24 protein-coding genes, 1 tRNA gene and 1 pseudogene are annotated in these 23,752 nt (G+C 54.7%); 7 read left to right on the top strand and 19 right to left on the bottom strand.

The genetic code is table 11. The annotated features are described in order from the left end of the window. The first annotated feature begins 32 nt into the window (after nucleotides 1–32). Complete coding sequence (locus WBK19_RS16995; protein WP_511291833.1) at nucleotides 33–1,292, top strand: TolC family outer membrane protein; 1,260 nt, start codon at nucleotides 33–35, stop codon at nucleotides 1,290–1,292. 144 nt (nucleotides 1,293–1,436) lie between these two features. On the opposite strand, the gene WBK19_RS16990 is transcribed toward WBK19_RS16995, so the two are convergent. The 6 genes and pseudogenes from WBK19_RS16990 to WBK19_RS16965 form a co-directional block, all read right to left on the bottom strand. After that, nucleotides 1,437–1,910, bottom strand: coding sequence for a hypothetical protein (locus WBK19_RS16990; protein WP_511291831.1), 474 nt, complete (start codon nucleotides 1,908–1,910; stop codon nucleotides 1,437–1,439). Between the two features lie 654 nt (nucleotides 1,911–2,564). Next, nucleotides 2,565–2,870, bottom strand: coding sequence for a helix-turn-helix domain-containing protein (locus tag WBK19_RS16985; protein WP_511291829.1), 306 nt, complete (start codon nucleotides 2,868–2,870; stop codon nucleotides 2,565–2,567). Nucleotides 2,871–3,141: 271 nt separating this feature from the next. Continuing rightward, a pseudogene (locus tag WBK19_RS16980) lies at nucleotides 3,142–3,577 on the bottom strand (transposase); the annotation flags it as partial. 130 nt (nucleotides 3,578–3,707) lie between these two features. Further along, complete coding sequence (locus tag WBK19_RS16975) at nucleotides 3,708–4,565, bottom strand: hypothetical protein (protein WP_511291827.1); 858 nt, start codon at nucleotides 4,563–4,565, stop codon at nucleotides 3,708–3,710. A gap of 1 nt (nucleotide 4,566) precedes the next feature. Beyond that, the gene (locus WBK19_RS16970; RefSeq protein WP_511291825.1) at nucleotides 4,567–5,049 is read right to left on the bottom strand and encodes a hypothetical protein; all 483 of its coding nucleotides are present in this window, start codon (nucleotides 5,047–5,049) and stop codon (nucleotides 4,567–4,569) included. Beyond that, nucleotides 5,042–5,323, bottom strand: a complete 282-nt coding sequence (locus WBK19_RS16965) for a hypothetical protein (RefSeq protein WP_511291823.1) — start codon at nucleotides 5,321–5,323, stop codon at nucleotides 5,042–5,044. The genes WBK19_RS16970 and WBK19_RS16965 overlap by 8 nt, the downstream gene beginning before the upstream one ends. A 277-nt stretch (nucleotides 5,324–5,600) precedes the next feature. Between WBK19_RS16965 and WBK19_RS16960 the strand changes: the two genes are divergently transcribed. The 6 genes from WBK19_RS16960 (at nucleotide 5,601) to WBK19_RS16935 (ending at nucleotide 9,290) form a co-directional block, all read left to right on the top strand. Next, entirely contained in the window at nucleotides 5,601–5,936 is a 336-nt protein-coding gene (locus WBK19_RS16960; protein ID WP_511291821.1) for a hypothetical protein, read from the top strand. A 240-nt stretch (nucleotides 5,937–6,176) separates the two neighbouring features. After that, complete coding sequence (locus WBK19_RS16955; RefSeq protein ID WP_511291819.1) at nucleotides 6,177–6,299, top strand: hypothetical protein; 123 nt, start codon at nucleotides 6,177–6,179, stop codon at nucleotides 6,297–6,299. Between the two features lie 102 nt (nucleotides 6,300–6,401). Then, the gene (locus WBK19_RS16950) at nucleotides 6,402–6,626 is read left to right on the top strand and encodes a hypothetical protein (RefSeq protein ID WP_511291817.1); all 225 of its coding nucleotides are present in this window, start codon (nucleotides 6,402–6,404) and stop codon (nucleotides 6,624–6,626) included. Between the two features lie 15 nt (nucleotides 6,627–6,641). Then, a complete protein-coding gene (locus tag WBK19_RS16945; protein ID WP_511291815.1) occupies nucleotides 6,642–6,869 on the top strand; it encodes a hypothetical protein in 228 nt (75 codons plus the stop codon). Continuing rightward, nucleotides 6,866–7,510 (top strand): hypothetical protein, encoded by a 645-nt coding sequence (locus WBK19_RS16940; RefSeq protein ID WP_511291813.1) that lies wholly within the window; start codon nucleotides 6,866–6,868, stop codon nucleotides 7,508–7,510. The genes WBK19_RS16945 and WBK19_RS16940 overlap by 4 nt, the downstream gene beginning before the upstream one ends. A 220-nt stretch (nucleotides 7,511–7,730) precedes the next feature. After that, nucleotides 7,731–9,290: a Fic family protein gene (locus WBK19_RS16935; protein WP_511291811.1), complete on the top strand. Its 1,560-nt coding sequence runs from the start codon at nucleotides 7,731–7,733 to the stop codon at nucleotides 9,288–9,290. A gap of 162 nt (nucleotides 9,291–9,452) precedes the next feature. Here WBK19_RS16935 and WBK19_RS16930 read toward each other — a convergent pair whose 3' ends face one another. The 13 genes from WBK19_RS16930 to WBK19_RS16870 all read right to left on the bottom strand — a co-directional run bounded on the left by WBK19_RS16930 (nucleotide 9,453) and on the right by WBK19_RS16870 (nucleotide 23,664). Beyond that, entirely contained in the window at nucleotides 9,453–10,556 is a 1,104-nt protein-coding gene (locus WBK19_RS16930; RefSeq protein WP_511291809.1) for a hypothetical protein, read from the bottom strand. 133 nt (nucleotides 10,557–10,689) lie between these two features. Then, nucleotides 10,690–11,007 (bottom strand): hypothetical protein, encoded by a 318-nt coding sequence (locus WBK19_RS16925; RefSeq protein WP_511291807.1) that lies wholly within the window; start codon nucleotides 11,005–11,007, stop codon nucleotides 10,690–10,692. 702 nt (nucleotides 11,008–11,709) lie between these two features. Then, nucleotides 11,710–11,800 (bottom strand) — tRNA-Ser (locus WBK19_RS16920). 35 nt (nucleotides 11,801–11,835) lie between these two features. Next, nucleotides 11,836–12,105, bottom strand: coding sequence for a hypothetical protein (locus WBK19_RS16915; protein WP_511291805.1), 270 nt, complete (start codon nucleotides 12,103–12,105; stop codon nucleotides 11,836–11,838). Between the two features lie 9 nt (nucleotides 12,106–12,114). After that, nucleotides 12,115–12,366 (bottom strand): DUF4212 domain-containing protein, encoded by a 252-nt coding sequence (locus WBK19_RS16910; protein WP_511291803.1) that lies wholly within the window; start codon nucleotides 12,364–12,366, stop codon nucleotides 12,115–12,117. Next, nucleotides 12,363–14,399, bottom strand: coding sequence for a sodium:solute symporter family protein (locus WBK19_RS16905; protein ID WP_511291801.1), 2,037 nt, complete (start codon nucleotides 14,397–14,399; stop codon nucleotides 12,363–12,365). The genes WBK19_RS16910 and WBK19_RS16905 overlap by 4 nt, the downstream gene beginning before the upstream one ends. Nucleotides 14,400–14,408: 9 nt before the next feature. Continuing rightward, nucleotides 14,409–15,080, bottom strand: a complete 672-nt coding sequence (locus WBK19_RS16900; protein WP_511291799.1) for a 3'-5' exonuclease — start codon at nucleotides 15,078–15,080, stop codon at nucleotides 14,409–14,411. Continuing rightward, the gene (locus tag WBK19_RS16895) at nucleotides 15,077–16,996 is read right to left on the bottom strand and encodes a DUF294 nucleotidyltransferase-like domain-containing protein (RefSeq protein ID WP_511291845.1); all 1,920 of its coding nucleotides are present in this window, start codon (nucleotides 16,994–16,996) and stop codon (nucleotides 15,077–15,079) included. The genes WBK19_RS16900 and WBK19_RS16895 overlap by 4 nt, the downstream gene beginning before the upstream one ends. A 77-nt stretch (nucleotides 16,997–17,073) precedes the next feature. After that, the gene (locus WBK19_RS16890; protein WP_511291797.1) at nucleotides 17,074–18,129 is read right to left on the bottom strand and encodes a DUF294 nucleotidyltransferase-like domain-containing protein; all 1,056 of its coding nucleotides are present in this window, start codon (nucleotides 18,127–18,129) and stop codon (nucleotides 17,074–17,076) included. Between the two features lie 7 nt (nucleotides 18,130–18,136). Beyond that, a complete protein-coding gene (locus WBK19_RS16885) occupies nucleotides 18,137–20,299 on the bottom strand; it encodes a 3'-5' exonuclease (RefSeq protein ID WP_511291795.1) in 2,163 nt (720 codons plus the stop codon). Between the two features lie 69 nt (nucleotides 20,300–20,368). Then, nucleotides 20,369–20,740 (bottom strand): response regulator transcription factor, encoded by a 372-nt coding sequence (locus WBK19_RS16880; RefSeq protein ID WP_511291793.1) that lies wholly within the window; start codon nucleotides 20,738–20,740, stop codon nucleotides 20,369–20,371. Beyond that, complete coding sequence (locus WBK19_RS16875; protein ID WP_511291791.1) at nucleotides 20,737–23,469, bottom strand: ATP-binding protein; 2,733 nt, start codon at nucleotides 23,467–23,469, stop codon at nucleotides 20,737–20,739. The genes WBK19_RS16880 and WBK19_RS16875 overlap by 4 nt, the downstream gene beginning before the upstream one ends. Beyond that, nucleotides 23,470–23,664 carry a hypothetical protein gene (locus WBK19_RS16870; RefSeq protein ID WP_494648083.1) on the bottom strand — a complete coding sequence of 65 codons (195 nt, stop codon included), beginning with the start codon at nucleotides 23,662–23,664 and terminating at the stop codon, nucleotides 23,470–23,472. Nucleotides 23,665–23,752 lie beyond the last annotated feature (88 nt).

Raw genomic sequence — 23,752 nt, 5'->3', positions numbered from 1 at the left:
TGACACTTTTGTTGTCAGGGGCTTCAGTTGCAATGGATCTATCCGAAGCAATCGCGATGGCCATAAGAACCGATGCTCAGTATCTCTCTTACCAAGCGCGAGCACGCGCCGACGTAGCTTCTGCAGACGTTGCATTTGCTAGATTGATGCCGTTAGTGACCGGTACCGCTGCTTATGCAAAAAACAGTACAGAATCTGCGACAACAGGAAGCTCTCAGTCATCGCGCACTTCAAATTATGATTCGAAAAATTGGAACGTTTCCTTACGGCAACCCATTTACCGACCAAGCGACTGGGATGGCTGGAAAAAAGCAGAATTACTAGCCAGAAGTTCAGATGCACTTTCAATTGCAAACGAAGGCTTACTTCGGGTACGTGTAGCCAACGCGTATTTTCAAACATTAAGCAATGCTGAACTTCTCAGTGTTAGCCTAAAAGACGTTGACAGGTACGAGCAAATACTCGCCCAAGCTCATTCTGCCTTAGTCAAAGGTTACGGTACGCGCACTGACGTTGAGGAAGCGCAGGCTAAAGCTGATATCGCAAAGGCAAATGTAATTGACTGGGAGGGGAGACTACAATCGTCAGAACGCACGCTAAGTCTGCTTGTAGGAACCCAAGTACATGTCTCGGATTTACGGGGCATCGCCGATATCAGCCTTCCAATACGCAATATTGTTGAAAAGCCCCTTTTGAGTTGGTTGGCAACTGCTTGGTCTGAAAACCCTGAACTTGAAGCCTTAAAATTAGCAGCCGCCGCTGCATCAAAGGAAATAGCTCGCCAGAGCTCCGGTCACCTTCCAACGGTCGATCTGGTCTTGACTCGAAGGATGAGTAGTAGCGATTATGAGACCACAATAGGCCAAGAGTATTGGACGACAAGCGCTGGGGTTCAGATTTCTGTACCGATCTTCGCGGGAACAGGTATAGATGCCGCTGTGCGTTCTGCAAGAGCCTCCCACGATGAAGCACTGCTCCGGCATGAAGCAAAGAAACGTGAAATAGAACAGGAACTCACTGAGCTATATGCAAAAATGAAATTCGGCTTTGCTCGATGGCAAGCCTTGAGTCAGGCTGTGCGCTCATCAGAACAATCACTCAAGGGCACCCGAAAAGGCTTGCAGGCCGGAACACGAAATATTGTTGATCTGCTTAATGCAGATCAGACCCTAGCTGAAGTTGAAGGGCAGCGCATTGCGCTTGGGTTTCAACTAATTTCAGACAGCATTCACTTTCTGACGAAGGTGAGCCCTGATCGTCAACAATTTCTGCGTCTTCTTGTTGCCTATTAGGAGTCGTTTACTATTTGAAGTCTGCTTATTGAGAATAATTCAGGAAAAATCAGCCTCTTGGTTGCTACTCTTTTTTCCGATAATCAGTCTGGGAAGAGTGATTTAACCTAGCAATCCTTTTAACCAAAAAAATTAAATCACGATCTATTTGAGTTTTGAAACGGGAGCATCCACTCCATTTTTTGGAGTTGCCGTAATGGTTATTTCCGAACCAGAAGCAAATAAACCTAAATCACTCACATCAATATTTATAACACGCATATCTTTCTGAAAAACCAGAACACTTGATTTAGATCTGCTAGCCGATATCAAACTCCAACCCTGCACAGACAGGCTATCGCGAAAAAATATAAACATTTCTCCCGAACTTTTGGATGCCACTATCACCAATCGCCCTATCCAATGAGAGCCTGCCCCAAATATAAGAGATTTATGGCTATCTATTTTCCCCCCTTGGGGAAAAGGGAAGTCATGAAGCATATACTGCTTTGGATCCGCAACGTGTTCGAGAGAATTGCTTGTTACAGTATTACACCCCAGCAGTGAGGTTATGATTAGATAAAATACAAATGCTTTATTTATATGCGTCACGTTAAGTAAGATTCTTACTTGAGTCATATATTAATATCCGAACGTTTTTTATTCGCATTGGTGGCCTGAACGGAAGGCAATTATTCCCCTGAATCACACTGCAAAAATACGTTAGGATCTGGATCCAACCATTTAACTAACAACAAAAATTGGTCAGGATTTGGATAGCCACTCCCATTTCTCCACTTCCTTACTGTCTCTCGAGAAATAGAGGTAGAGCCTCCAGATGATGACGTAAAGTCTCTCGCAACCTGAGCACTTGATGCCCGCCTTTTATAGCGTTTCATGAGTGCATCGTTCAACGTATCTTCAAACTGGCCCGAAAACTGATTAAGCATTTTCCTATCTAAATCTGACTGAATCCACGTGCCAAAACAGCGAATTGCGCTTGGTTGAAAACTGTCTATAAATTATATTTAAACCTATATCATTAGAAATTCATATAAATAAATTATTTATATTATCAATAACAACAAAATCGATATATTATGACAATAAATATAATTAAAACTTACTCGCAATAATTAACAGATTGCTTATCAAAGACATACCCCGCCAAAAGCAACTACTACAGGTGAAATGTGCACCAAAATCGGAAACACACACCTAGTAGATTAGCCGATAAATTGAAATAATTTCCATATGGTGCATCCACCTTTGGCATCGGCTCCTTAGGCAAACTCAAGCCGACTTTTTTGCATGGTTTTGAGCAGACTTTTTCAACAACTTGTACAGCGCCAAGTCTTGGCTCTTCAGATAGCGAGCCACCTCCCAGTCTTCGCGCTTGATGGTCTTGATATCAATACGCTCAACATAGAGCAGCCTCAGCAATTCTAGGACTGCCTTGGGAATGTTACGACCACTTTCATACCGCGAACCACCACTCTGCGTGATACCTAAAGGCGACCAAAATTGCTGTTGGTTCATCCCCAGATCGTGTCGAATTTTACGGGGGTCAATGCTCTCGCTTAACTTAACAATGCTCATTTTGACTCCAAATATGAAGATACAGGCCACAGCGCAAAAATTCGATAAATTATACACAGCGAAATATTGAATATGCAACTTACTGAAACCATGCATCATTTTTGTTCCTATTGCTTTCTTGCTCCCTCCAAGGTTTCGAGCTCCACACGACTGAATAGAAATCCAGTTCTCCTAAGGTGCCAATCGTGTACCACTGCTATTGCTCTCCCACACCAGCAGACCAATTCCAGAGATTGTCGACGTCAAAGTAGACGAGGTAACGTTAGCGTTGATAGATGCTGTCTCGTGGACGTGATTGCCAGGCTTTGGCCTCTTCAATCACAGTATCCGTGACCGTTGAAATCAGCGTCGGCGACACCTCGGTACCGTACATCTCTTCCAGGTGCGGTTGGATTTCGCGTACCGTCATGCCACAGGCGTACAGCGACAGAATCTTGTCATCGAAGCCCATCCAGCGGGTCTGGTGCTTGGGAATCAACTGTGGCTCGAAGGTGCCGTGGCGGTCGCGAGAAATTCCTATCGGCAGCACGCCGAACTTCCCTTTGATCGTATCCCCAGCTCTTCCCGTCGCGTGTATTACCGGCCGGGTTCTCCACTGGCTCATTCGTGCCGTGGCCGAGATGGTCGGCCATCTCGGCTTCCAACACTTTCTCGACTAGCAACTTGGTGAGTTGCTTGAGCAAGCGGTTCTCGCCAATCAGGTCTTCCTGTTCCGCTCATTGAAAACGCTTCTTCATGTCCAATCTCGTTGATGGTGGGATTGGACTCTAAACTAGCGCGCTACTCAATTCCGGGTGACATCGAGTTAGGCACAAGCCCTCCCCTGCTACCCCCCCATCACCACTGCTCGAAATTCTCCCGCATCCCAGCAACCAGCATCATGGCGATAACAGTCCTTCTGTCGTCGATGAATCCTGCCGCAATGAATTCCAGATTAAGGCGATCCGGACTCCAATTCTCATCCCGTGACCTCTTGATGAGTATGCCGGATTTTCGAAATCTCTCACCGAATCTGGCAAGCTCCTCCGGCGACAAGGTGGTTTCTTCATTGTATCGCTCCCACCATATGCTTTCAGGATCGCGCTCTAGCTCAGGCAGCTTTGGCCACTCAGCCAAGTCGTCATCAGGAATCTTTTCCAGTGATTTCAATTCAAGGGGAGGACTTACACGCTGGGAGCATTTTCTGATGCAGTACCCTGCAAGTACCAACAGCACTAATGACGAGGAAAGCAGTTCAACAGCCCAATATCTGGACCATCGCAAAAGTATCGCAAGCCGATCTTCCCTTGCTGCAAATTCATCCAATAGGACATTACCGATCTGGCCAGAATACGGTTTATCACTCAGTTCAACCGTAGGTTTTCCTCCGGCGAACACGACGGAATAGTTCGACGACTGATAAAGCGTCCGCACAGCTTGGCACATTTCGCTCTCATCACGACAGGACGCAAACCCATCGGCAATCTCCTGGCGTCGTTCACGTAACAAGGTACAAGGGATAGCCACGCGCTCACAGCGTTTCAACGCGAGATCATAAGCTCCTGAGAAATCTGAACCGATCAACAATGGTGAATTGGCCAATTCATTTGCCTCACGGGCAATTTTTGCGGACTCGGCAAGAGGGAGAAAGTTTCCTAATTTTGGCAGGTTGATAACGGCAGCCAATATCACGAACATCGCAAAGACCAAATTCACCTTAGAGCCCCTTCAGCAGCTTGTCGGTGCAAAGAAAACGGATACAGGACTTGACGTGATCCGGGACCACAAAGGTTTCACCGGTCCGCAACCATTTCCCACACCCATCTTTCCGCCATCGATCGATGAAATACTCCATGGCCTCCTGATAATTTTCGGCAATGTATTGCTGGTCCGTTACATAGATGACGCACAGGTACTTGCCTTGCTCCAGTGCCTGGAAATTCCGCCAGATTGCCTGGTCCAGGTCGCGACCCCGCTTCTCGGTCAACTCGATTTCCAGCGCCACGTACTGTCCAGGATAAGCATCAAGTTCGACCAGCGCGTCGGGGCGCTTGCCATCGAGGGTATCCAGCTCACCCATCGCCGACTCAAGGATGTAGCTCCGCACCCCAGGAACAGTCAGAATTGACTGCTGCACCGCCAGATTGTGCCGAATGAGACGGTGCGAAACTGAAGCGTGATCAAGATCGTAGTCACGCATGTTTCTTCGCCTCCTCCAGCCCCTGTTCCGTCAACATAAAGATTTGCTTGCAGCTGAGCCCGGGCACTTCGATGAACTGCAAGTAGCCCTTTCTTACCAAGTTGAGAAGGTATCCATTCTCGGTAATCCCCAGCCGCCTTTTGATAATTCCACGGCTGGTGTAGTGATGCCTAAAAATCCATTTCAACGTCTCCCTGAGTTTTTCCTTGGAACGGGCGTGCGGGGACATACCGCCGGTGAGATTGGCGCGGGGGTTTTTCTTAGTAACCGTCATAGCAACTCCTGTATAAACACACAGTTACTATGATCGATACGAAGATACCCCTCAAGTCGCCAATCGAAATAACTATGAGAAATTTTCGGTTTTTTGTATAAATACAACATAATTTTAGTTTTTGCATAACTACAACTGTTTATATTCATGTGCTTACTTGACTTTATTATAAATTTTATATACCATTTATGTGTTCCCTGGACACCACCCCACCAGACACCAAGTAAACAAGCCCACGCCAATGTGCGTGGGCTTTTTCATGGAAAGGAGATTTGTTTTGCCACAACAACAAGAACATCATATTTACCGTCATTTTTCATATTTTTTGCCAACCTACCGTGAATTGTTCAAGTCACCATATATCCGGCTGTTCATCGCCAGGCTGATCAGGTTGCATATTTCCTCGGAAAACCAATGCCTTGGAGGCAATTCAGCGGATTACTGGGACACCATTCGTTGGGGAAACAGCTTCTTTGGCTTCAACATCTACTACGACGAATTGGGTTCGCTGATGGTAGACATCTACCCGATGCTCGGAGAGGCGATTCAGGCAGATACGCCATTGGCGAGCTCCATACCTTTGCAGGTCACAAATCATGTGGTCGCTGAATGAGCGGGGAAAGTGGCAACAGCGCTGCGATTGCTGCGGTAGCCAGAAAGATGAAGGCCGATTTGGCAGTTTGCTTTTTCCTGCCTTGTCTGCTGATACCGACTCAGGTCCCGGCAAGGTTGCATTAGATCTTTGCCAGCGGTGCATTGACCGGGCACTTTGTGCCTTAACTAGCAAAACGGACTCTCAGGTCGCTACGCAAAAGCAATCTGGTCCCGGCCAGATAATTTTCTAGGAGATCTGATGATTCCAATCGTATTGCTGTTGCTAGTGCTGGCGTTCGCGGTTGCAGGCCTTACGTTCTATTTGCGCTCTGCCAAACGAAAGAAGGCCGACAAGGCCGAGCAAAAACAGCGACCGAAATAGCGCGGGCTTACGCGTTCACTGAATTCTGTGGGGGTATCGCTCTGAATGTGGCATTGCCAGAGACAGCCCCCCTTCCGCCCTTCCAATCTTTGAGGATGAAGCATGTTCAAGTTTTTTTCTATCACCGTTTTTTTTCCAGACCTGAAGGGTTTTACCAGCAACTTCCTGGGAGAGGATCCGGAACTTATGTCGACCCACGCTTTGCCGGGCAATGACGATTGCTGCCCCAGCATCAACCCTGCCAGCGGGCTCCCGATGATCAACGGTGATTGCGGGGTCGATATCGGTGGAAACAGCTACGGTTTCAACGATAGCCTGTTTGACTAATCAGGCGGTCCGACCATGCAGGTTCAACAACAAATCGATGAACTTCCGGAAATCATTTTGAACCCGGAGGATGGTGCTGCGCTGAACAACCTTTTTGAGCAACAAGGAAGCAAGTATGTCGTTTGTTTGGCAAACTATCCGGCGCTGATGGACAGCCTGGCGAATGCCTTGGCCAGTCAATTGGGTATTTTCCTGAACGAAGAGGCTCCACTTGAATCGCAGCTCAGAGGAACGATGGAATGACGCTCACCGAAGCGTTGCTCGATCTTCTCCAAGATATTGATATTCAATTGACGGACAGCGCACCGGACGACCTGCAGGCAATCAAGATGGGCATTTCTGCGCGACTTGATCTGCTGGGTAAAGAATTGGCCAACGCGGTTGCGTATTCTTCGCCAGGAGGCTGCGCATTGAGTGTCAGTATCATCCGCGGACACCTGCTTGGTGATTACCTGGGGATACTGAACCTCGCGCCAGGTATCCATGTCGACAAGGCAGGAGGAATGTCAGCTGACCTTCGACGGCTATTGGTCTACGCCGTGCCCTTCAGCTTCCAGCTTGCATTCGTTGGCACGGTTGGAACGGAGACGACCTGTGAAATTCGCCTGGTTGCCAATGCCCACCCAGATGCTGAACGGTTAACACAGTGCATCATCGAACATGCCGACCTGCTGGAGCGGGTGCTGAATAAATCTCTAAAGGCATTCGTGCGAACGAATCGCGACGTTAAAGATCTCCGCAAATTTTGCTGGACGAAAGAAATGCGTGATTTCGAGGTTGTGGCAGTGGTTATAGCTTCAACCGAAAAGGTTGCTTTTGGTACTTACCTTGCAGCAATGATCGAGATCATTTCGACGGCTGCGGGGGATTTGTTGTTGGTATAGGGGGCATCATTAATCAATGGCCAATGGGATACTCTTTGTCCTCACTGAATGCTTGATTGAATGAGTACAAAAGCGACCAAAGGTAGTCCATATAAATGGTAAAAAACAACCAAAACATCAATCCGCACAAGAACCAAAACATGTTGATTACTTTAATCTTAACATGTAAATTTACATCATCAAAACATGGTGATTAATTCAACTCAAACATGGCAACAAAATGGCACGCCCCCGTCTAAGCGCACGACAGAAATTAGCCCGAGCCCTTGAGGAGTTGCATGGCGTCCTTGGCTCGGAGCGCGGTGTTGTCCGCGGGCCGCAAATCAGCAACGCCAATCGCCTGCTCCTGCTCGAAGCCGGCTATCTACGAGAAATTTTGCGGGGATGGTATTTCGTCTCCGACCCCACGGCTGAGCAGGCCGATACCACGCCATTTTTTGCGAATTTCTGGGAGTACCTCACGCGCTATCTGAGTGAGCGTTTCGACGCAGGCTACTGCCTGACGGCAGAACATTCGCTACTCCGGCATGCGCAACATACGGTGATTCCGAAAACCGTCAACGTCATGCTCGCCGTCAATCAGAGTCAGGTTCAGGAACTGGCCTTCGGCCACACCGTTGCGCTTTTCCCGGGGCGCTCGACTTTCCCGACGCCGGAGCAAACGCTGTCCATCCACGGCTTACGGTGCATGTCGGCCCCCTATTGCCTGGTCAACTTGCCACCCCGGCATTTTGCGGTGTACGGCCGCGAAGTACAGATCGTCATGGCACAATTGCAGGATCCCGCCGAGCTAGCTGCCTTGGCGGATGTCAATCGGACCGGGCTTCAGCGCGTACTGTCGGCTTACCGCCAGGTGGGTCGCGGTAACTTTTCAGATGCTGTTCTCGCCCAACTCGCCGGTTTGGGCATCCAGCTCAAGACGGATGAACGCCCCTTCGACGAGACACCGGTCTTTGCGCTCGGCACGCTGGGAAAATCAGCCTTGTATGCCCGCGTGCAGGCGCTTTGGGCGCAGCACCGCAATACCGTCATCGCGAGCAAACCCGTTGGCGGCTCGCTCAACGTGACAGCCGCTGAATACCTGGCGAGAGTCCAGGCAATCCGCGTTGAAGATGCCTACCACTCGCTTTCAATTGAGCGATACCGCGTTACACCTGAGTTGATTCGTCGAATTGCCGACGAAGGCTGGAACCCACTGACCGATGCCGCCGATCAGCAGCAAGCCGCTGCCATGGCAGCCCGCGGCTATCTGGACGCCTTTGAGCTTGTGCGCGACGCGGCAGCGCAGGTTTATGAGTTCCGGGAAAGCAAGCCTGAGCTGGCAGGACTGCTATTCGCAGAAAAGCACCAGTCCTGGTACCAGAAACTCTTCGGCCCGTCCGTGACCGCCGGTATTTTGAAGATTGCCGACTTGGTGGGTTACCGTCGGGACTCTGTATTCCTGCGCGGCTCCCTGCACTCCCCGCCCCACAAGGATGATGTACGCGATGGCATGGAGGCGCTGCGCGAGTGTATCCAGGCCGAGGCCGACCCGTTTGTCCGCGCCGTACTCGGACACTGGCTTTTTGGTTTCGTGCATCCCTATCAGGACGGTAATGGTCGCACTGCGCGCTTTGCGATGAACGTCCTGCTCGCCGCCGGTGGCTACCCCTGGACCGTCATCCATGTCGAGGACCGTGCCATCTACATGCAGGCACAGGAGACCGCCAGCGTCGATGAAAACCTGCGACCCTTCGCGGAATTCATTGCACGCAGCATCCTACGTGCAGCTGAAGCCTAGATGATGGATAGCGCAATATCACGCAGTGCTAGAAACGCCCCCACATCTCCTTGATTTGAAGGGGCATGTCCAGTTTCGACACCGCAGCTAAAAGGCCCCACAAACAGAGCAGAACGGAACCTTTCTCCATGCCATCAGCTACTGTCAGCAGCTGTTCAAGAGCTACACCGGCGAGATTAGACGATACCTACTTGCCTTAACCCCCGAACCTTTGCTGACTTCATCCAGAACACCGTCCAGCCTGAACGCCTTAAGCATCTTCGAGGCTATCAAAAAGTTCGTACCGATCAATTCCCCCGCCTGACGACACGAAAGAAAGAAGGGATCACGCCCAGCCTGTTGTTGCAAACGTTCGCAGATTCGAAAAAGATGAAACTCTTTTTCTCCATAGCCGAGTTTCTCAATACGGGATGGTGCTGCTGCGGTCATGTCGATATCACCAAGGATCTGCTTAAAATTTGTACCGTGCGGATATTTGACACTTTCAAATGCACGGAGGAAATCGCACCAGGATATGGTGAATTCTTTTGTGGTGATTTTTGGCAATGCAGCCTTGTGCCATCGAAGAACGACTGAGCGCAGTTCCTCTATTGTCGCGTTCGGGCATATCGACTTAACCATTCTCGCAAACTCAAACAAACAATGGTTTCGCTCCCCATCCGCTGACGGAAGGGTTTGAATAATTGCATGATCTACAGAGAGAACAGAGGATACAGAGATATGACTAACGTCATCTCTGTATTTCTCTGTAGTACCACCACGAATTGAGTCAACCAGATCAGCAAATCCACCAAGCTCCATAAGTGGGCCCGATTTTAAGGCGTGACCAGTTACTGATAAATAGCGACCTGTTGTATAAAGTTCGACACAAATTCCGTCGACTTTTCCTCGCACCCCTTTTACCGAGGGACCGTATCCGAAAGCACGCAACCCGCTTCCACTGGGAGATAGTTCGACATAGGCGCATCCAAGACGACTATCCAGGATAGACATGGCAACAGGGTCCGGCACTCCATTGACGACACAATTGTCCAGATCCACACCAACAATTCCAGTGCCATCCAATACAAAACCCACCCCCGCAAAACCACCTTCTTCGAAAGTAGTTCGCGCCTGCTCGAAAAACGACCATGTAGCCGGATCAATCGAACTGGCAGGCATTCTGGGTACGGTTGCACAAAATGGCACTTTCTTTTCGGAAAAGACCACCCAATTTGGGCGCAGCGTCAGTTCCAGAGGAATATTCGAAAACACGGGGCTCAGCATGACAAAAGCCCTCCACTGCCTTCGATGACTGACCGAATCTGAAAGCTATTACAGGAAATTATCGGCCTGTGATGAACACTTGGAGAACAGATTACTTCCTGTCCGAAATCGAGCGTCTGCGTCTGCTTCATTCTCAACCCCCGATTTTGCTGGAAAGGTTGGATAACGCTGATTTCGGTCGACCAGGTTTTCGATTTTCACCTGTTGCCGATTTTACGTTTCGATCTTCCTGGCTATTTATCAGAAAGGTTCTCTGACTTGCAATCCAGTCGAGGATATCCTGGGTCACCCAAAGCAATTTCCGACCGCGGTGACACGGCGCTGGAAATCCCTCAAGCAGCGACGAAGGGCGCTGCCCATAGATGTGTTTCTTAAAAGCAGAGGTCGACACCCCTGCCAATTCAGCCGCATCACCCAATTCGATACGGTTTAGTTGTTGCTGCAAATACATTTTCTGGTGCCTCTTAACAAAGAGATGCACCCCCTGAATTCAACCAGAGGCACCCAGCAGCGGAGAGAGGGGGAAAAGTCTCTGCGCTAGGCGCGAGGCAATGGCGGAACCGGAATAAAACGGCTGCACAAGGCAATGTGCACTATCCGTGGTTTTGCAGGCATGCAACAAGGAAGTAGATGACAGCTACGCTTGGCTACGCTGTCATTAACCATCATTACAAAACGGTAATTACGATGCAAAGTCTTGTTCAACAACGACTGCAATGCCTGAAGCACATAAAGCAAAAACCCGAATGAAGCTTTCGCGATATCCGAAGGGAAGAATAACAACTTACGGACGCGGTTACGGGCGCCGAATGTTCTTTTTGCCTTTCCTTTAGCAAACGCGGACTGAACCTTGTTTGCAAAAAAATAGGAGCGGGTTGTGCTATACATAGCTTCAGCCTATCACAACCCGATACGAAAATCAATAGTATCTCATTGATATTAAATGGGTTAACTATTTACTCCCTTAGCCATTTTGCACAATTCGGTCACAAAACATCAGGTGCTCAAGAGGGTACGAACCGGGCACAATTTGGTCACACTTGAAAGTAACAACCCATAAAATTAAGAAAATTCTAATATTATTCGTCATATTCATCGCCAGGCATAAAAAAACCCGCAAAGCCTTGAGCTATGCGGGTTTTCAAGCCAATTCTGGCGGAGGAGGCGGGATTCGAACCCGCGGTAGGGGATTACCCTACACACGCTTTCCAGGCGTGCGACTTAAACCACTCATCCACCCCTCCGGAAGCCGCGCATTGTAGCAGAAGAGGCCGTTTGGTCAAACAAACTTTCGGACAAAAGCGAGTCCCAGCCAGAGGATCAGGACAATGGCAAAGGTCAAGATACCAACGAGCACTTCGCTTGCAGAACGCGGTAGAGCCGTCGCTACAATCCGGCGAGGTGTCTTGGTAATCAAGGAGAAAAGTTGGTAGACGCGGTTGCCTGCCCTATGCCGCCCCGCTATCAAATACAGCATTCCCTGCCCGATCAGACAAAGGCCAAGCATTTCGACAATTGCCCGCGTCGCACTGATCAGGAAAAGGCTCACGGCAGGCGCTCAGGAGTCGTCGACACCGAATTCCGCATCGAGTTTTTTCATCTGCCGGTTGTACCACCAGATGATCATCAGGTAGAGCACCAGAGCGCCTTGAGCAGCCATGTAAAAACCCAGCGGAAAGCCGAGTACGACAACCTCGTTAATGCTTCGGGCGAACCAGGTCAGGCCAAAGGTTATGAATAGCCAGAGGCAAATAAGGGTGAAGGTCAGGCGCCGCGTCTTGCGCCAGTGAAGATCGGCGTTTGAAATCACGGCGCGTCTCCGTTCCGGAAACGGATGGTGCTGAGAAAGCTGGCAGCCCGAGGGTCTGGTTTGGTGAACAGGCTGACCGCGATGATGGTTATGAAACCGGCCATGACACCAAACAGGCCACCGGATGTTGATTGGATGTGAAACCACGGATCCATGCCAAAACCGCTGATGCCGAGAATGGGAATGCTGTCGAATTCGACGCGAATGATGTAATAGATCGACAGCAGGATGCCGACGACCATGCCGGCGAGCGCCCCGGCCCGCGTCGCTCTTTCCCAGAAGATGCCGAGAACCAGTGCCGGGAAAAAGGCTGAACCGGCAATGGAAAAGGCCCAGGAAACCATGGACAGAATTGTTCCAGGTTTTTGGGCGGCAACAGTGGCGGCGAGAATGGCGACGACCAGCAACATTGATTTCGAGATGACCAGGCGGAACTGGGTCGACGCATCGGGACGGAAGATACGGTAATAAACGTCGTGCGACAGCGAACTGGTAATGGTCAGCAACAGGCCATCAGCGGTGGACAGGGCCGCGGCCAGACCGCCAGCCGCCACCAGACCGGAGACCACGTAGGGCATGCCGGCGATTTCCGGGGTGGCGAGCACGATGACATCCGGATTCAACGACAGTTCGGCCAGTTGCAGGATACCGTCGGCGTTGATGTCCTCGATACTGACCAGCCCGATCTTGGCCCAGGCGGCCACCCAGCCGGGCAATTTGGTGATGGGTATTTCGGCCAGATGGGAGAGTACCTCGTACTTGGCGAAGACCGCGTAGGCTGGCGCGGTGATGTAGAGCAAGAGGATGAACAACAGCGACCAGAACACCGATTCGCGCGCCTGCCGTACTGTGGGCGTCGTGTAGTAGCGGGTCAGCACGTGTGGCAAGGCGGCAGTTCCGACTGTCAGGCAAAAGATCAGCGCGAGAAAATTGACGCGCATGATGTTCTGCTCCTCGACCGTCTCGCCGGGAAACGCCTCGGCGTGATGAATGGGTGTTTTACTACGGTCAACAGCAGAAAACATCGCACTTTCCCAACGCGCCCTCGCCTGCTCCGGGTGGTGGGGCAGATCCCGGTACTGCCGTTCGAGCGCCACAATATCCCTCATCTGGGCGTCGCTGGCCTTGAGTTGGTTGATCTGCGCCGACAGGTGTTCGCGCTCGAAATTCAGCGACTGGGGCAATTGCATGATCTTCTGGGCGTACAGATCTGCCCGCTCGCGATAGAGCTCACGGACCTCCACCTCAACCGGACTCTGGAACAGGCGGTTCTCCAGTTGGGTGACCTGCTGAAGAACCTGGCCATAGACGAGTTGCGGCACCGGATTGCCGGTGACGTTGTAGGACAGGATGGCGACCGGTGTCACATAGGCGATGATCAGGATCAGGTACTGAGCCACCTGCGTCCATGTCACCGCCCGCATGCCACCCAGAAACGAGCAAACGAGAATACCGGCCAGACCGACGAAGACGCCGATCTCGAATTGCAGGCTGACGAAGCGGCTGGTAATGACGCCGACACCGTAAATCTGCGCCACGACATAAACGAAGGAAGCGAGGATGGCGGCGGCAACAGCAACCAGACGAATCGCGTTGCCACCATAACGGGCGCCGAGAAAGTCGGGAATGGTGTATTGACCAAAGCGGCGCAGATACGGCGCAAGCAGCAGCGCGACCAGCACGAAGCCGCCGGTCCAGCCGATGACATAGGCCAGCCCCTGAAAACCGGACAGGTAAAGGGTGCCGGCAAGGCCGATGAAGGAGGCGGCGCTCATCCAGTCGGCACCGGTCGCCATGCCGTTGAAGAAGGCTGGCACTCGCCGCCCGGCAACGTAATACTCAGAGACATCCGAGGTCCGGCAGACGATGCCGATCAGCGCGTACATCGAAATGGTGAAACACAGAAAGGCATAGCCGATCCAGCGCGGCGGCATGCCGTGCTGTTCGAGAACCGCCAGCGCCCCGATGAATGACAGAAAGCCGCAGGTGTAATACAGGTAGTAGCGCTGCAGTCTGGTCAGTGAAGCAAACATCCGGAGGCTTTAGTGGTTGCGCCGCAGGAAGCTGCTGGCCCGCGATTCGTCGATCAAATGAGCCGCCGTGTCGATCTGCTTGCCCACCGCACGCACCGTCATCATCTGGAAAATGCGCGCCAGAAGCAGGGTGTTGGCCATCGCATCGCGTCGGCCGCTACCGGTATCGAGACCGAAGACCTCGATCCAGTGGTCGAGCGGCATCACCGAATCGCCCTTGTCCTCGAACATCGACGGCAACAGCCAGGCCAGATCGACCCACTGCGGTTGAAAATCAACGCCCAGGCGCTCCTTGAAAGCGCGCTGCAGGAAGCCACCGACATAGGGAATGTGATAAGTGACCAGCGGCGCCTTGGCGGCAAATAGCAAAAAAGCCGTTAATTCCCGGTCGACCGTGGAACCCTCGCCGTCCAGCGTCGAAAAATCGACGTAGAAGCTGTCGTCCGGCTGAATCGTTCCCTTCCACACCGAACAGGCAGCGAGCCCAAGCAATTGGTCGCTTTCGGGATTCGAGCCACTGCTGACGATGTCGACCACAACGTAGCGGGTGTGAAAGTGCAGATCGTCGAGCGGCGGAGCCTTGCTGGCGCGCCAGACATCAAGCGACGCCCGCACATCGTCCGGCAGATTGGCTTGTGCGCTGCCCCGGAACAGGAATTTCTTGAGCCCGAGCATGTTCATTGCACCTGGTAATCGAGTTTGAGGCGCGTCTGGATCTTGCGGGCCTGACGGAAGGATTCTTTCAGAATACGGCGGTCCAGTTCGTTGAGCGTATCCGGATCGATCAGGTTGTCGCCCTGCGTGCCCGGTTCGCCTTCGAGATACTGGTGCTGCAGGCGCAGCAACTGGATGAAGTTGAGGCCTTCGAGCACGGCATTGATCTCGTCGCTCCGGATCGACAGCCGCTGCGCCGCCAGTCGCAGGCGCTGGATCGAATTGGTGTTGTGCACGCCGCTGGCCATGGCGTAGATGCGGGCAACGTCCACAAAAATACGCGAGCCGTATTTCTTCAGATCGATCTTGCCCGGATGCCCCGGTTCGAGATCGGTCAGGAAATCGCGAATCTTGCCGAGCGGCGGTTCGACGTCCAGCGCATTTTTGGCCATGGCGCGCAGAAACATCGGGTTGGATGCCGTCTGCGCCAGCAGGTGGCGGCGCATCGCATCGGCGAGCTCGGATTTGCCATAGAGCGCCCGGAAATCGAAAAAGATGGTGGCATTGAGCAGCGCATCGGGCTGCGGCATGCGAATCCAGTTGGCGAACTGGTCTTTCCATTCTTCAAGCGTCAGACACCATTGCGGATTGCTCGCCATGATGTTGCCCTTGCACAGGGGGAAGCCGACGCGGTCGAGGTCGTTGTTGACGTCGAGCGCGTAAGCCAGGAAACGCTGTTTCAAGGCGTCGACCGAAGCGCCCTCCGGTGGCGCGAAGACGATGCCGTTATCCTGGTCGGTACTGAAGGTCTGCTCGTCGCGGCCTTCCGAACCGAAGGCCAGCCAGGCCCATTCGATGCCGTCGAAATTATGGTTTTCCAGATTGAGCTGGATGACGCGGCGGGTCAACGCGTCATTGAGCGCCGAGATGAACTGGGTGAGCTGTTCGGCACCGACGCCCTGGGCCAGCATGTTGAACGACAGCTGGCGTACATCGGCGGCGGCCTGCTGCAATGCCTCGACATTGCGGGCGCCATCGATCGACTGGCGAATCTGGCGCAAACCGACACGCTGCAGCGAGAACAGGTCGCGCTCGGAAACAACGCCGGTCAGCTTGCCCTCGGCATCGGTGACCAGCACGTGGCGAATGCCGTGCGTTGCCATGGCGAACATCGCATCGTAGGCCGTGGCATGCTCTTCGATCATGAACGGATTGGCCGACATCGCCTGGCCGACTGGCGTGGTCAGCGGCAGTTCGGCGAGGACGACGCGATCGAGCAGGTCGGTTCGCGTGAATACGCCAACGGCCTTGCGGTCGTCACCGGCGACAACCAGCGAACCGACACCGGCTTTCGACATCGTTTCGAGCGCGGCGCGCAAGGGGGTATCGGGCGACACAGTGATCGGCGAGCGCGAACCGATACCGGCCAGCGGCGAATTGAGCGTTTGCTGCTCGCTGGCGCGTTGGGAAAATTGCAGTTGCAACTGGCGACGCGACTGATCGAGCAGGCTGGCGATGTAGCGCGTGCAGAACAGGTTGAATTCAGGGCTGGAGGTCAGCAAAGCCAGAAAATCGTCGGCCGGCAACTGGTAGCAGAAGGTATCTTCAACGGCCGTGTACAGATTGGTCGATGGCCGGCCGGCAGTGACGGCACCGATCGGGAAGCTCTCCCCGGCCCCAAGACTGAGGATGGAATATTCGGTGACCGTGACTTCGCCGGCCTGGCGTGCCTGCACCTTGCCCGATTCGATGAGATAGAAGAAACGAACCTTGCCGGAGTCCGGCCCGACAATCTCGCTGCCGGCGGCGTAAAAAACGATTTGGGCCTTTTCGGCGAAACGCTGCAAGGCATCCGGCTGCATCTTGTTGAATGGCGCGTGGTTACGCAGGAAAGCCTGCGTGTTGCCGGCCATTCGGCTACGCCCATCCTGACGCAGCGACATTTCGACCTGGCCGACGGCCTGTTCTTGTTCTTTTTCCTGCCCTGTTTGCTGTTGCGTAGTCACGACAACCTCATTTTTTAGAGTGCATAGTTTAACTTGAGACGCTGCTGCAGGCGCTTTGCCTGCTTCAATGCCTCACGCAAGATGGCCCGATCAATATCATGCAGCTCGGCGGGTTTCAGGCCATACCCCCCGGGCTCACCTCTGCCTGCGGCTTCGATCTGCTGCGCCAGCCGCAAGCGCAAAATTTGCGAAAAAGCAGCGTCGACCGCAGCAATCTCACCCGCCGGCAGGCCTACCGATGAACCGGCCTGACGCAGGCGTTCCGCCGTATTGACGGCTTTCGTCCCGGAAGACAAGGCAAAGATGCGCGCCGCATCGACAAAGATCCGGCTGCCGTACTTCTTCAGATCGATACTGTCGCCCTCCCCCGCCGCGACTTCGCCACGAAAATTGAGCGGCACATCAACCTGCAGCGCATTGGCCGCCATGAGGTGCTGGAAGGATGGCGTGGCCACTGTCATGGACAGCAGCAAGGTACGCAATCTTTCGCCAAGGGCGAGGTCCCCGAACAGCGGACGCAGGTCGAAAAAGATGCTGGCATTGAGCAGCGCTTCAGGCTCGGGACGGCGCACCCAGTCGATGAACTTTTCGCGCCATTCCTCAAGTGACAGACACCAGGCCGGATTGCCGGCCATGATCTGGCCGGCGCACAAGGCGAAGCCACAGTCGGCCAGATGCTGATTAACTTCCTGGGCGAAGGGCAGAAAGATCCGGCGCAGGGCGGCCGCTTCCTGCTCGCTGGTCGCGTTAAAGATCAGGCCGTTGTCCTGGTCTGTGACGAAAGTCTGTTCGTGCCGCCCTTCGGAACCCAGCGCCAGCCAGCACCATGCCACTGGCGGCAGGCGATGGCGGCGAGCGGTCAATTCGATGACTTTGCTCGTCAGGCGATCATTGAAGACGGAAATCAGCTGCGTCGCAGCGATGCCATCGATACCGTTTCCCGCTGCTGCCAGCAGATGTTCGCGCAGGCGCCCGGCAAGGACCGGCGCGGCGTCGAGCTCGGACAGCGCATTCACCGCTGTCACCAGTTCGAGTTGCTGCCTGCAAGGCAGGGTAAAGTCGGAATTCATGCCGAACTCAATATTTCACTCGGGCGAAATAGGTTTTCTCGGCCGCTTCGAGCGCCTGGCGAACGGTCACGATGCCCATGTCTTCGAGCAGCTTGACCAGTTTCAGGAAGACTTCGCCGGTTGCCAAAGCGTCCTCCAGCGCATTGTGCCGGGTGCCGATGGTGATGCCGAGGCGTTCCAGGATGACATCGAGCTTATGCGACTCCTGGTTGGGATGAACGACAGCCGAGAGCAGTAGCGTATCGAGTACCGGCTGGGTGAAACGGATGCCGGTACGCTCTTCCTTGAGTTGCAGGAAACGCATGTCGAAAGCCGCGTTGTGGGCGATCAGCACGGTGTCTTCGCAGAATTCGTGGAAGGCGGGCAGGATGACGTCGATGTTCGGCTTGCCGCGCACCATGTCTTCGGTAATGCCATGGATCGGAATCGACTCGGGTTTGAGCGGGCATTCCGGATCGACAATCTGGTCAAATGTTTCCTGGCGGAGCAGTCGGTTATTGACGATGCGGGCAGCGCCGATCTGGATGATTTCGTCGCCTTTGGACGGCTCCAGGCCGGTCGTTTCGGTATCGAATACCGTGTAGGTCAGATCGGACAGTTTGCGGTCGAGGTCGATGCTCTTGTCCTCGAACTTGAAGAGGTCGAAATCGTAGTATTCCGGCCGACCTTTGCCGCGGCTACGCTCTTCCTGTTCACTCTCGAGTTCTGGCACTGCGACCGGCAGAACGAAGCGGAAGAAGGCCCGGTGCGCAGCCTTTTCGCGCTCGTACCAGATTTCACCGCCATGCCGGTCGATGACATCGCGCAGACTGAGCGGCGAGCTTTCGCTGCCAATCTGCATCGTTTCCATTTCCCAGGTGTAAAAGGTTTCCGAGGACATCGCCGGGCCGGCCCAGATCAGGTCGAGGTAGGCCAGCCGACCGGCGGAAGTCAGACGGAAGCGCAGTTCGCGCGGTTCGTAGTGGTCCTGCAGCTTGGAAGCGAGGCTGACCACTGCAAAAACCAGAGAGAAGCTATCGGCCTTGATCCACAGCGCATCGTCAATTTCTTCGGTTTTGGTCGGCAACTTGAGCTTGTCGTCGATGCGACGCTGGGCGGCAGCCACGATGTCGATGCCGAGAATGTCTTCGAGCGGCCAGCGCGTCTTGATGGCGTCGGAAAACTGGCTCATCGTCTGGTCGATGACCTGACTGCGCTTGGCGACTTCGTCGTCGATCACCCGCAGAAAACGCTCGCGCAACTCGGGCTCCATGTCGGGGTAGTCGAGCAGGTTGGCGACGGCGGCGCGAATATTGGCGATGGACGAACGGCTGCCCTGGGTCAGCGAATGCAGCGCCTGATCGCGGCGCTCTTCTTCCTCGATGCTGCGGGTGATGTTCTCGACAGTGAGCACGTAGCCGGACATTGCGGTTTCGCCCTCGTCGCCCGAGGCGGCGAGTACCGGCACCATCTGGGCGCGCAGCAACTGACCACCGCGCGTCGTCGTGATGAAATTGGAAATCGCCGTCTTGCCTGATAACAGACGCTGGCGAATGACCTCCTCGGCATGATCGACCTGGCTCTTTTCGAGAATGGAGAAAATCGAACGGCCGAGGCCGATCAGCGCCCCGCCGGCGACCGAGGTCGGGCCTTGCGACAGCGCCTTGAACTGCAGGCGGGCGCGGTTGTTGTAGAGCAGGATGCGACCGTCGAGGTTGCACACGACGACGGCCTGGGCCAGTTCGGACATGAGCGCGGCGAGCCGGTTCTTTTCTTCCTCGACCGAGGCCTTGGCTGTGGCAATCTGGGCGTCGACGTCGTCCATCAGGACATCGCGCTGCTCGGCCAGATCGTTAGCCGCCTGAGCCAGTTGCTGGACTTCCGGCGGGCCTTCGATGGTCACCCGGAAATTGCGGTTGGCGCCGAGCATCAGGCGCAGCGTTTCAGCCATCCGCAACAGGCCCTCGACATACTGCTTGAACAGCTTGTGCAGCACCCCGACGCCAAGGGCAAAACCAAACAGGGTCATCATCGTCCCGACCGGCAGCCGGGAAACCAGCAGATTGGTCAGCAGGGTGCGCTCTGCCTCTTTCATGTCGAGCCAGACGAGCAGCGAGGTGACGACAAACGGCCCGGTCATGAGCAGACCGAGAACGATCACCGCGACGATCAAACGTTGTTTAGCCTTCATGGCGTGCATTCCAACAAATTTGGATTTCGATTTTGGCCGTTATTTCCGGTTGACCGTGGAAGCCTGCGCTCAGACGATCCCCAGCATGGTTTTCACTCTGGCCACCAGTTCCTTGGTCGAAAACGGCTTGGTGATGTAGGCATCGGCCCCGATGGCGAGCCCCTTGGCCACTTCGGTGTCGCGGCCCTTGGCAGTCAGCATGACGATCAGCACACCAGCCTTGGATGGATCGGCGCGCAATGCCTCGCAAACCTCGAAACCGGACTTCTTCGGCATCATTACGTCGAGCAGGATCAGGTCCGGCGCGAAACTCGCCACCTTGGTCAAGGCTTCATCGCCATCGCTAGCGACGGCGACGGAAAAACCTTCTTTTTTCATAAGGAATTCAAGGGAAATGACGATGTTGGGTTCGTCATCAACGATCAGGATTTTCTTGGTCATACAGTTTGTCTCCCACTGTTATCGTCCGGCGCCGGCAAGGGCACCGTGAAAATGAAGTTTGCTCCGGCACCGGGCCCGCTTTCAACCCACAGATTACCACCAAAATATTCCACGATCTGGCGGCTGATCGGCAGGCCCAGACCGGTTCCCTGCGGTTTGTCGGTCATCGTGTTGCCACCCTGGCGGAATTTCTCAAAAATGACGCTGCATTCTTCAGCCGTAAGACCCGGCCCGTTGTCGCGCACTTCGACGCGCACCAGGCCGGCAGCGCTGGATAGCCGGACCAGAACGCGGCCGCTGCCGCCCGGCACGAACTTCACGGCATTCGACAGCAGGTTGATCATGACCTGGGTCAGGCGATCGCGGTCGGCCAGGACGACCGGGGCACGCTCAGGAATATCACCTTCCAGCGCCACGCCTTTTTCGCGGAACAACTGTTCGAGCGAGGCCATCGACTCGCGCACCACTTCGCCCATATCGACTTCGCCGGTCGTCCATTCTGCCCGCCCCGATTCCATCCTGGCCATGTCGAGAATCTGGTTGATCAGCCGGGTCAGGCGCTCGGCTTCAGCGACGATGATGCCGAGGAAACGCTTGCGGTCAGCCAGTTCGAGACGCGGATCTTCGTGCAACATTTCGGAAAGGGCGCGGATCGAGGTCAGCGGCGTGCGCAACTCGTGCGTCACGGTCGAGATAAAATCGTCCTTCATGCGGTCGAGTTCGCGGAGGCGCTCGTTGGCTTCGCGAAGCTCGGCAGTCGCCGCCTCGAGCTCCTGCTGCTTGGCCTCGAGTTCGCGGCTATGGGCGCGGACCTGCGTTGCCTCGTCGAGAATGTCGAGCACCTCTTCCAGCCCGAGATCCTCTTCCTGCGCCACCGAAGCAACCATGACCCGGGCGCTGGCCGAGCCGATCGCACCAGCCAGTTCGGCTTCGGCAAACTGAACAAAGTCAGCATCGGCCGGCAGGTTGCGCCAATCCTTGGCCTGCCGCGAATTGGCATAGGCCGCCAATTGTTGCCGGGCACGGGCTGCACCGAGAAAACGTTCGAGCAAACCAACCAGGGCATCCGGCGACGCCTTGCCCCGCCACAGCCGCGCCTCGGCATTACGCGAATCGAAGCGGAAGACATCGACGAAACGTTCGGCCTGGCTGGCCTCGACGGCATCCGGTTTTGAATTGAGCGACACGGCGACATAGGCGCCGATATTGGCCAGCATGCTCCACCACAGGCAATGCGAAATCTCGTCCAGCCCGGCCAGCCCGAACAGCGCCTGTGCCTTGAGCCAGCCGATGCCGAACAAGCCGTGTTCGACGAAACCGTTCGGCATCCAGCCCGACTTGGCAAAGGATGGCAGCAACAAGGTATAGAGCCAGACCGCGAAGCCTGCCGTCAGGCCCGCCACCGCACCGGCCCGCGTGCCCTGCTTCCAGTACATGCCGCCGAACATCGCCGGCGCGAACTGGGCAACTGCCGCGAAGGAAATCAGGCCGATGCCGACCAGTGCGTACGCTTCGCCAGCGGCGCGAAAATAGATGTAGCCGAGAAGCAGGATCAGGGCGATGGCGGCGCGCCGGATGCCGATCAGCAGGCCGGAAAGGTCTTTTCGTTTTTCGACGAATTTTCCGGTTGACCGTAGCAGGATGGGCATGACGAGGTCGTTGCAGACCATGGTCGACAAGGCGATGGTTTCGACGATAACCATCCCCGTCGCCGCTGACAGACCGCCGATGAAAGCGAGCAGCGCCAGCGCCTCGGCGCCGCGGGCGAGCGGCAGGGTGAGCACGAAGGTATCGGGATTGACGCTCTGTCCGTCAAAATGCAGCAGGCCACCGAGCGCCAGTGGCAGGACAAAAATATTGATGAGCAGCAGGTAGAGCGGGAAGAGCCAGACTGCCCGCTTCAGATGCGATTCATCGACATTCTCGACGACGATGATCTGGAACTGACGCGGCAGGAAAATGATGGCCAGGCCGGAAAGGATGATCAGCGAAGTCCACGTCCCGGCTCGGCTGGAATCAAGTTGCAGCAAGCGCCCGAGATCGGCGCTGGCAGCGGCCCGCTGGAACAGGTCGCCAAGGCCGCCGAACATGCTGTAGGTGACGAAAATACCAACCGCCATGAAGGCGACGAGTTTGACCACCGACTCGAAAGCCACGGCGGCGACCATGCCCTCATGACGCTCGGTCGCATCGAGATGGCGCGTGCCGAACAAGATGGAAAACAAGGCCAGGACGACCGCAATGAGGAAAGTGGAATCCAGCCCCCAGACCTCGACGCCGTTGCCGGCATGTTCGAGCAGCACGTCGACACTGGCTGCCATCGCCTTCAGTTGCAGGGCGATGTACGGCACGACGCCAATCACAGCAATCACCGTCACCATCCCCGCCAGCAACTGGCTCTTGCCATAGCGGGAGGCAATGAAGTCGGCAATTGACGTGATGCGCTGCGCCTTGCTGATGCGGATCATCTTGATGATGACGCCGACGCAGAGCAGCATCAGCGTCGGTCCAAGATAAATGGTCAGGAAGGACAGCCCGCCGGAAGTCGCCCGGCCAACGCTGCCGTAGAAAGTCCAGGAGGTGCAATAAACGGCCAGCGAAAGCGCGTAGACGTTGGCCGAGATGATCGACTTGCCGGCATCGGCCCGCGCATCGCCAAAACGGGCGACGGCAAACAGCAGCCCGAGATAGGCCGTGGCCAGGAGCGCAATGAACCAGCCGGAAAGCATCTAGGAGCCCCGCCGCTCAGCCACCCAGGCTGCCAGTGCGATCAGTCCGGCCCAGACGCCGAACAGATACAGATAGGTCGCAGGAATACCTCCCACTTCGCCGCCCGGCAAACTAAGCAGCGGATAAGTCAGCAGCGGAACGCCGAGCAGACCGAGTGCAGCCAGTCGCTGGCGGGTTGGATTGGCTCTTTTCACGACCCTATCCCAGAAAAGGGAACGGCCGGCACGCCAAGCGTGCCAGCCGTTGTTGGCATATAGTCTGATGCGACTACACGGAAGGCCA

This window comes from Azonexus sp., from assembly GCF_049652925.1.
GTDB lineage: Bacteria > Pseudomonadota > Gammaproteobacteria > Burkholderiales > Rhodocyclaceae > Azonexus.
Note: the sequence above shows the minus strand (reverse complement) of the source record. Positions and strands in the feature narration are given on the sequence as shown.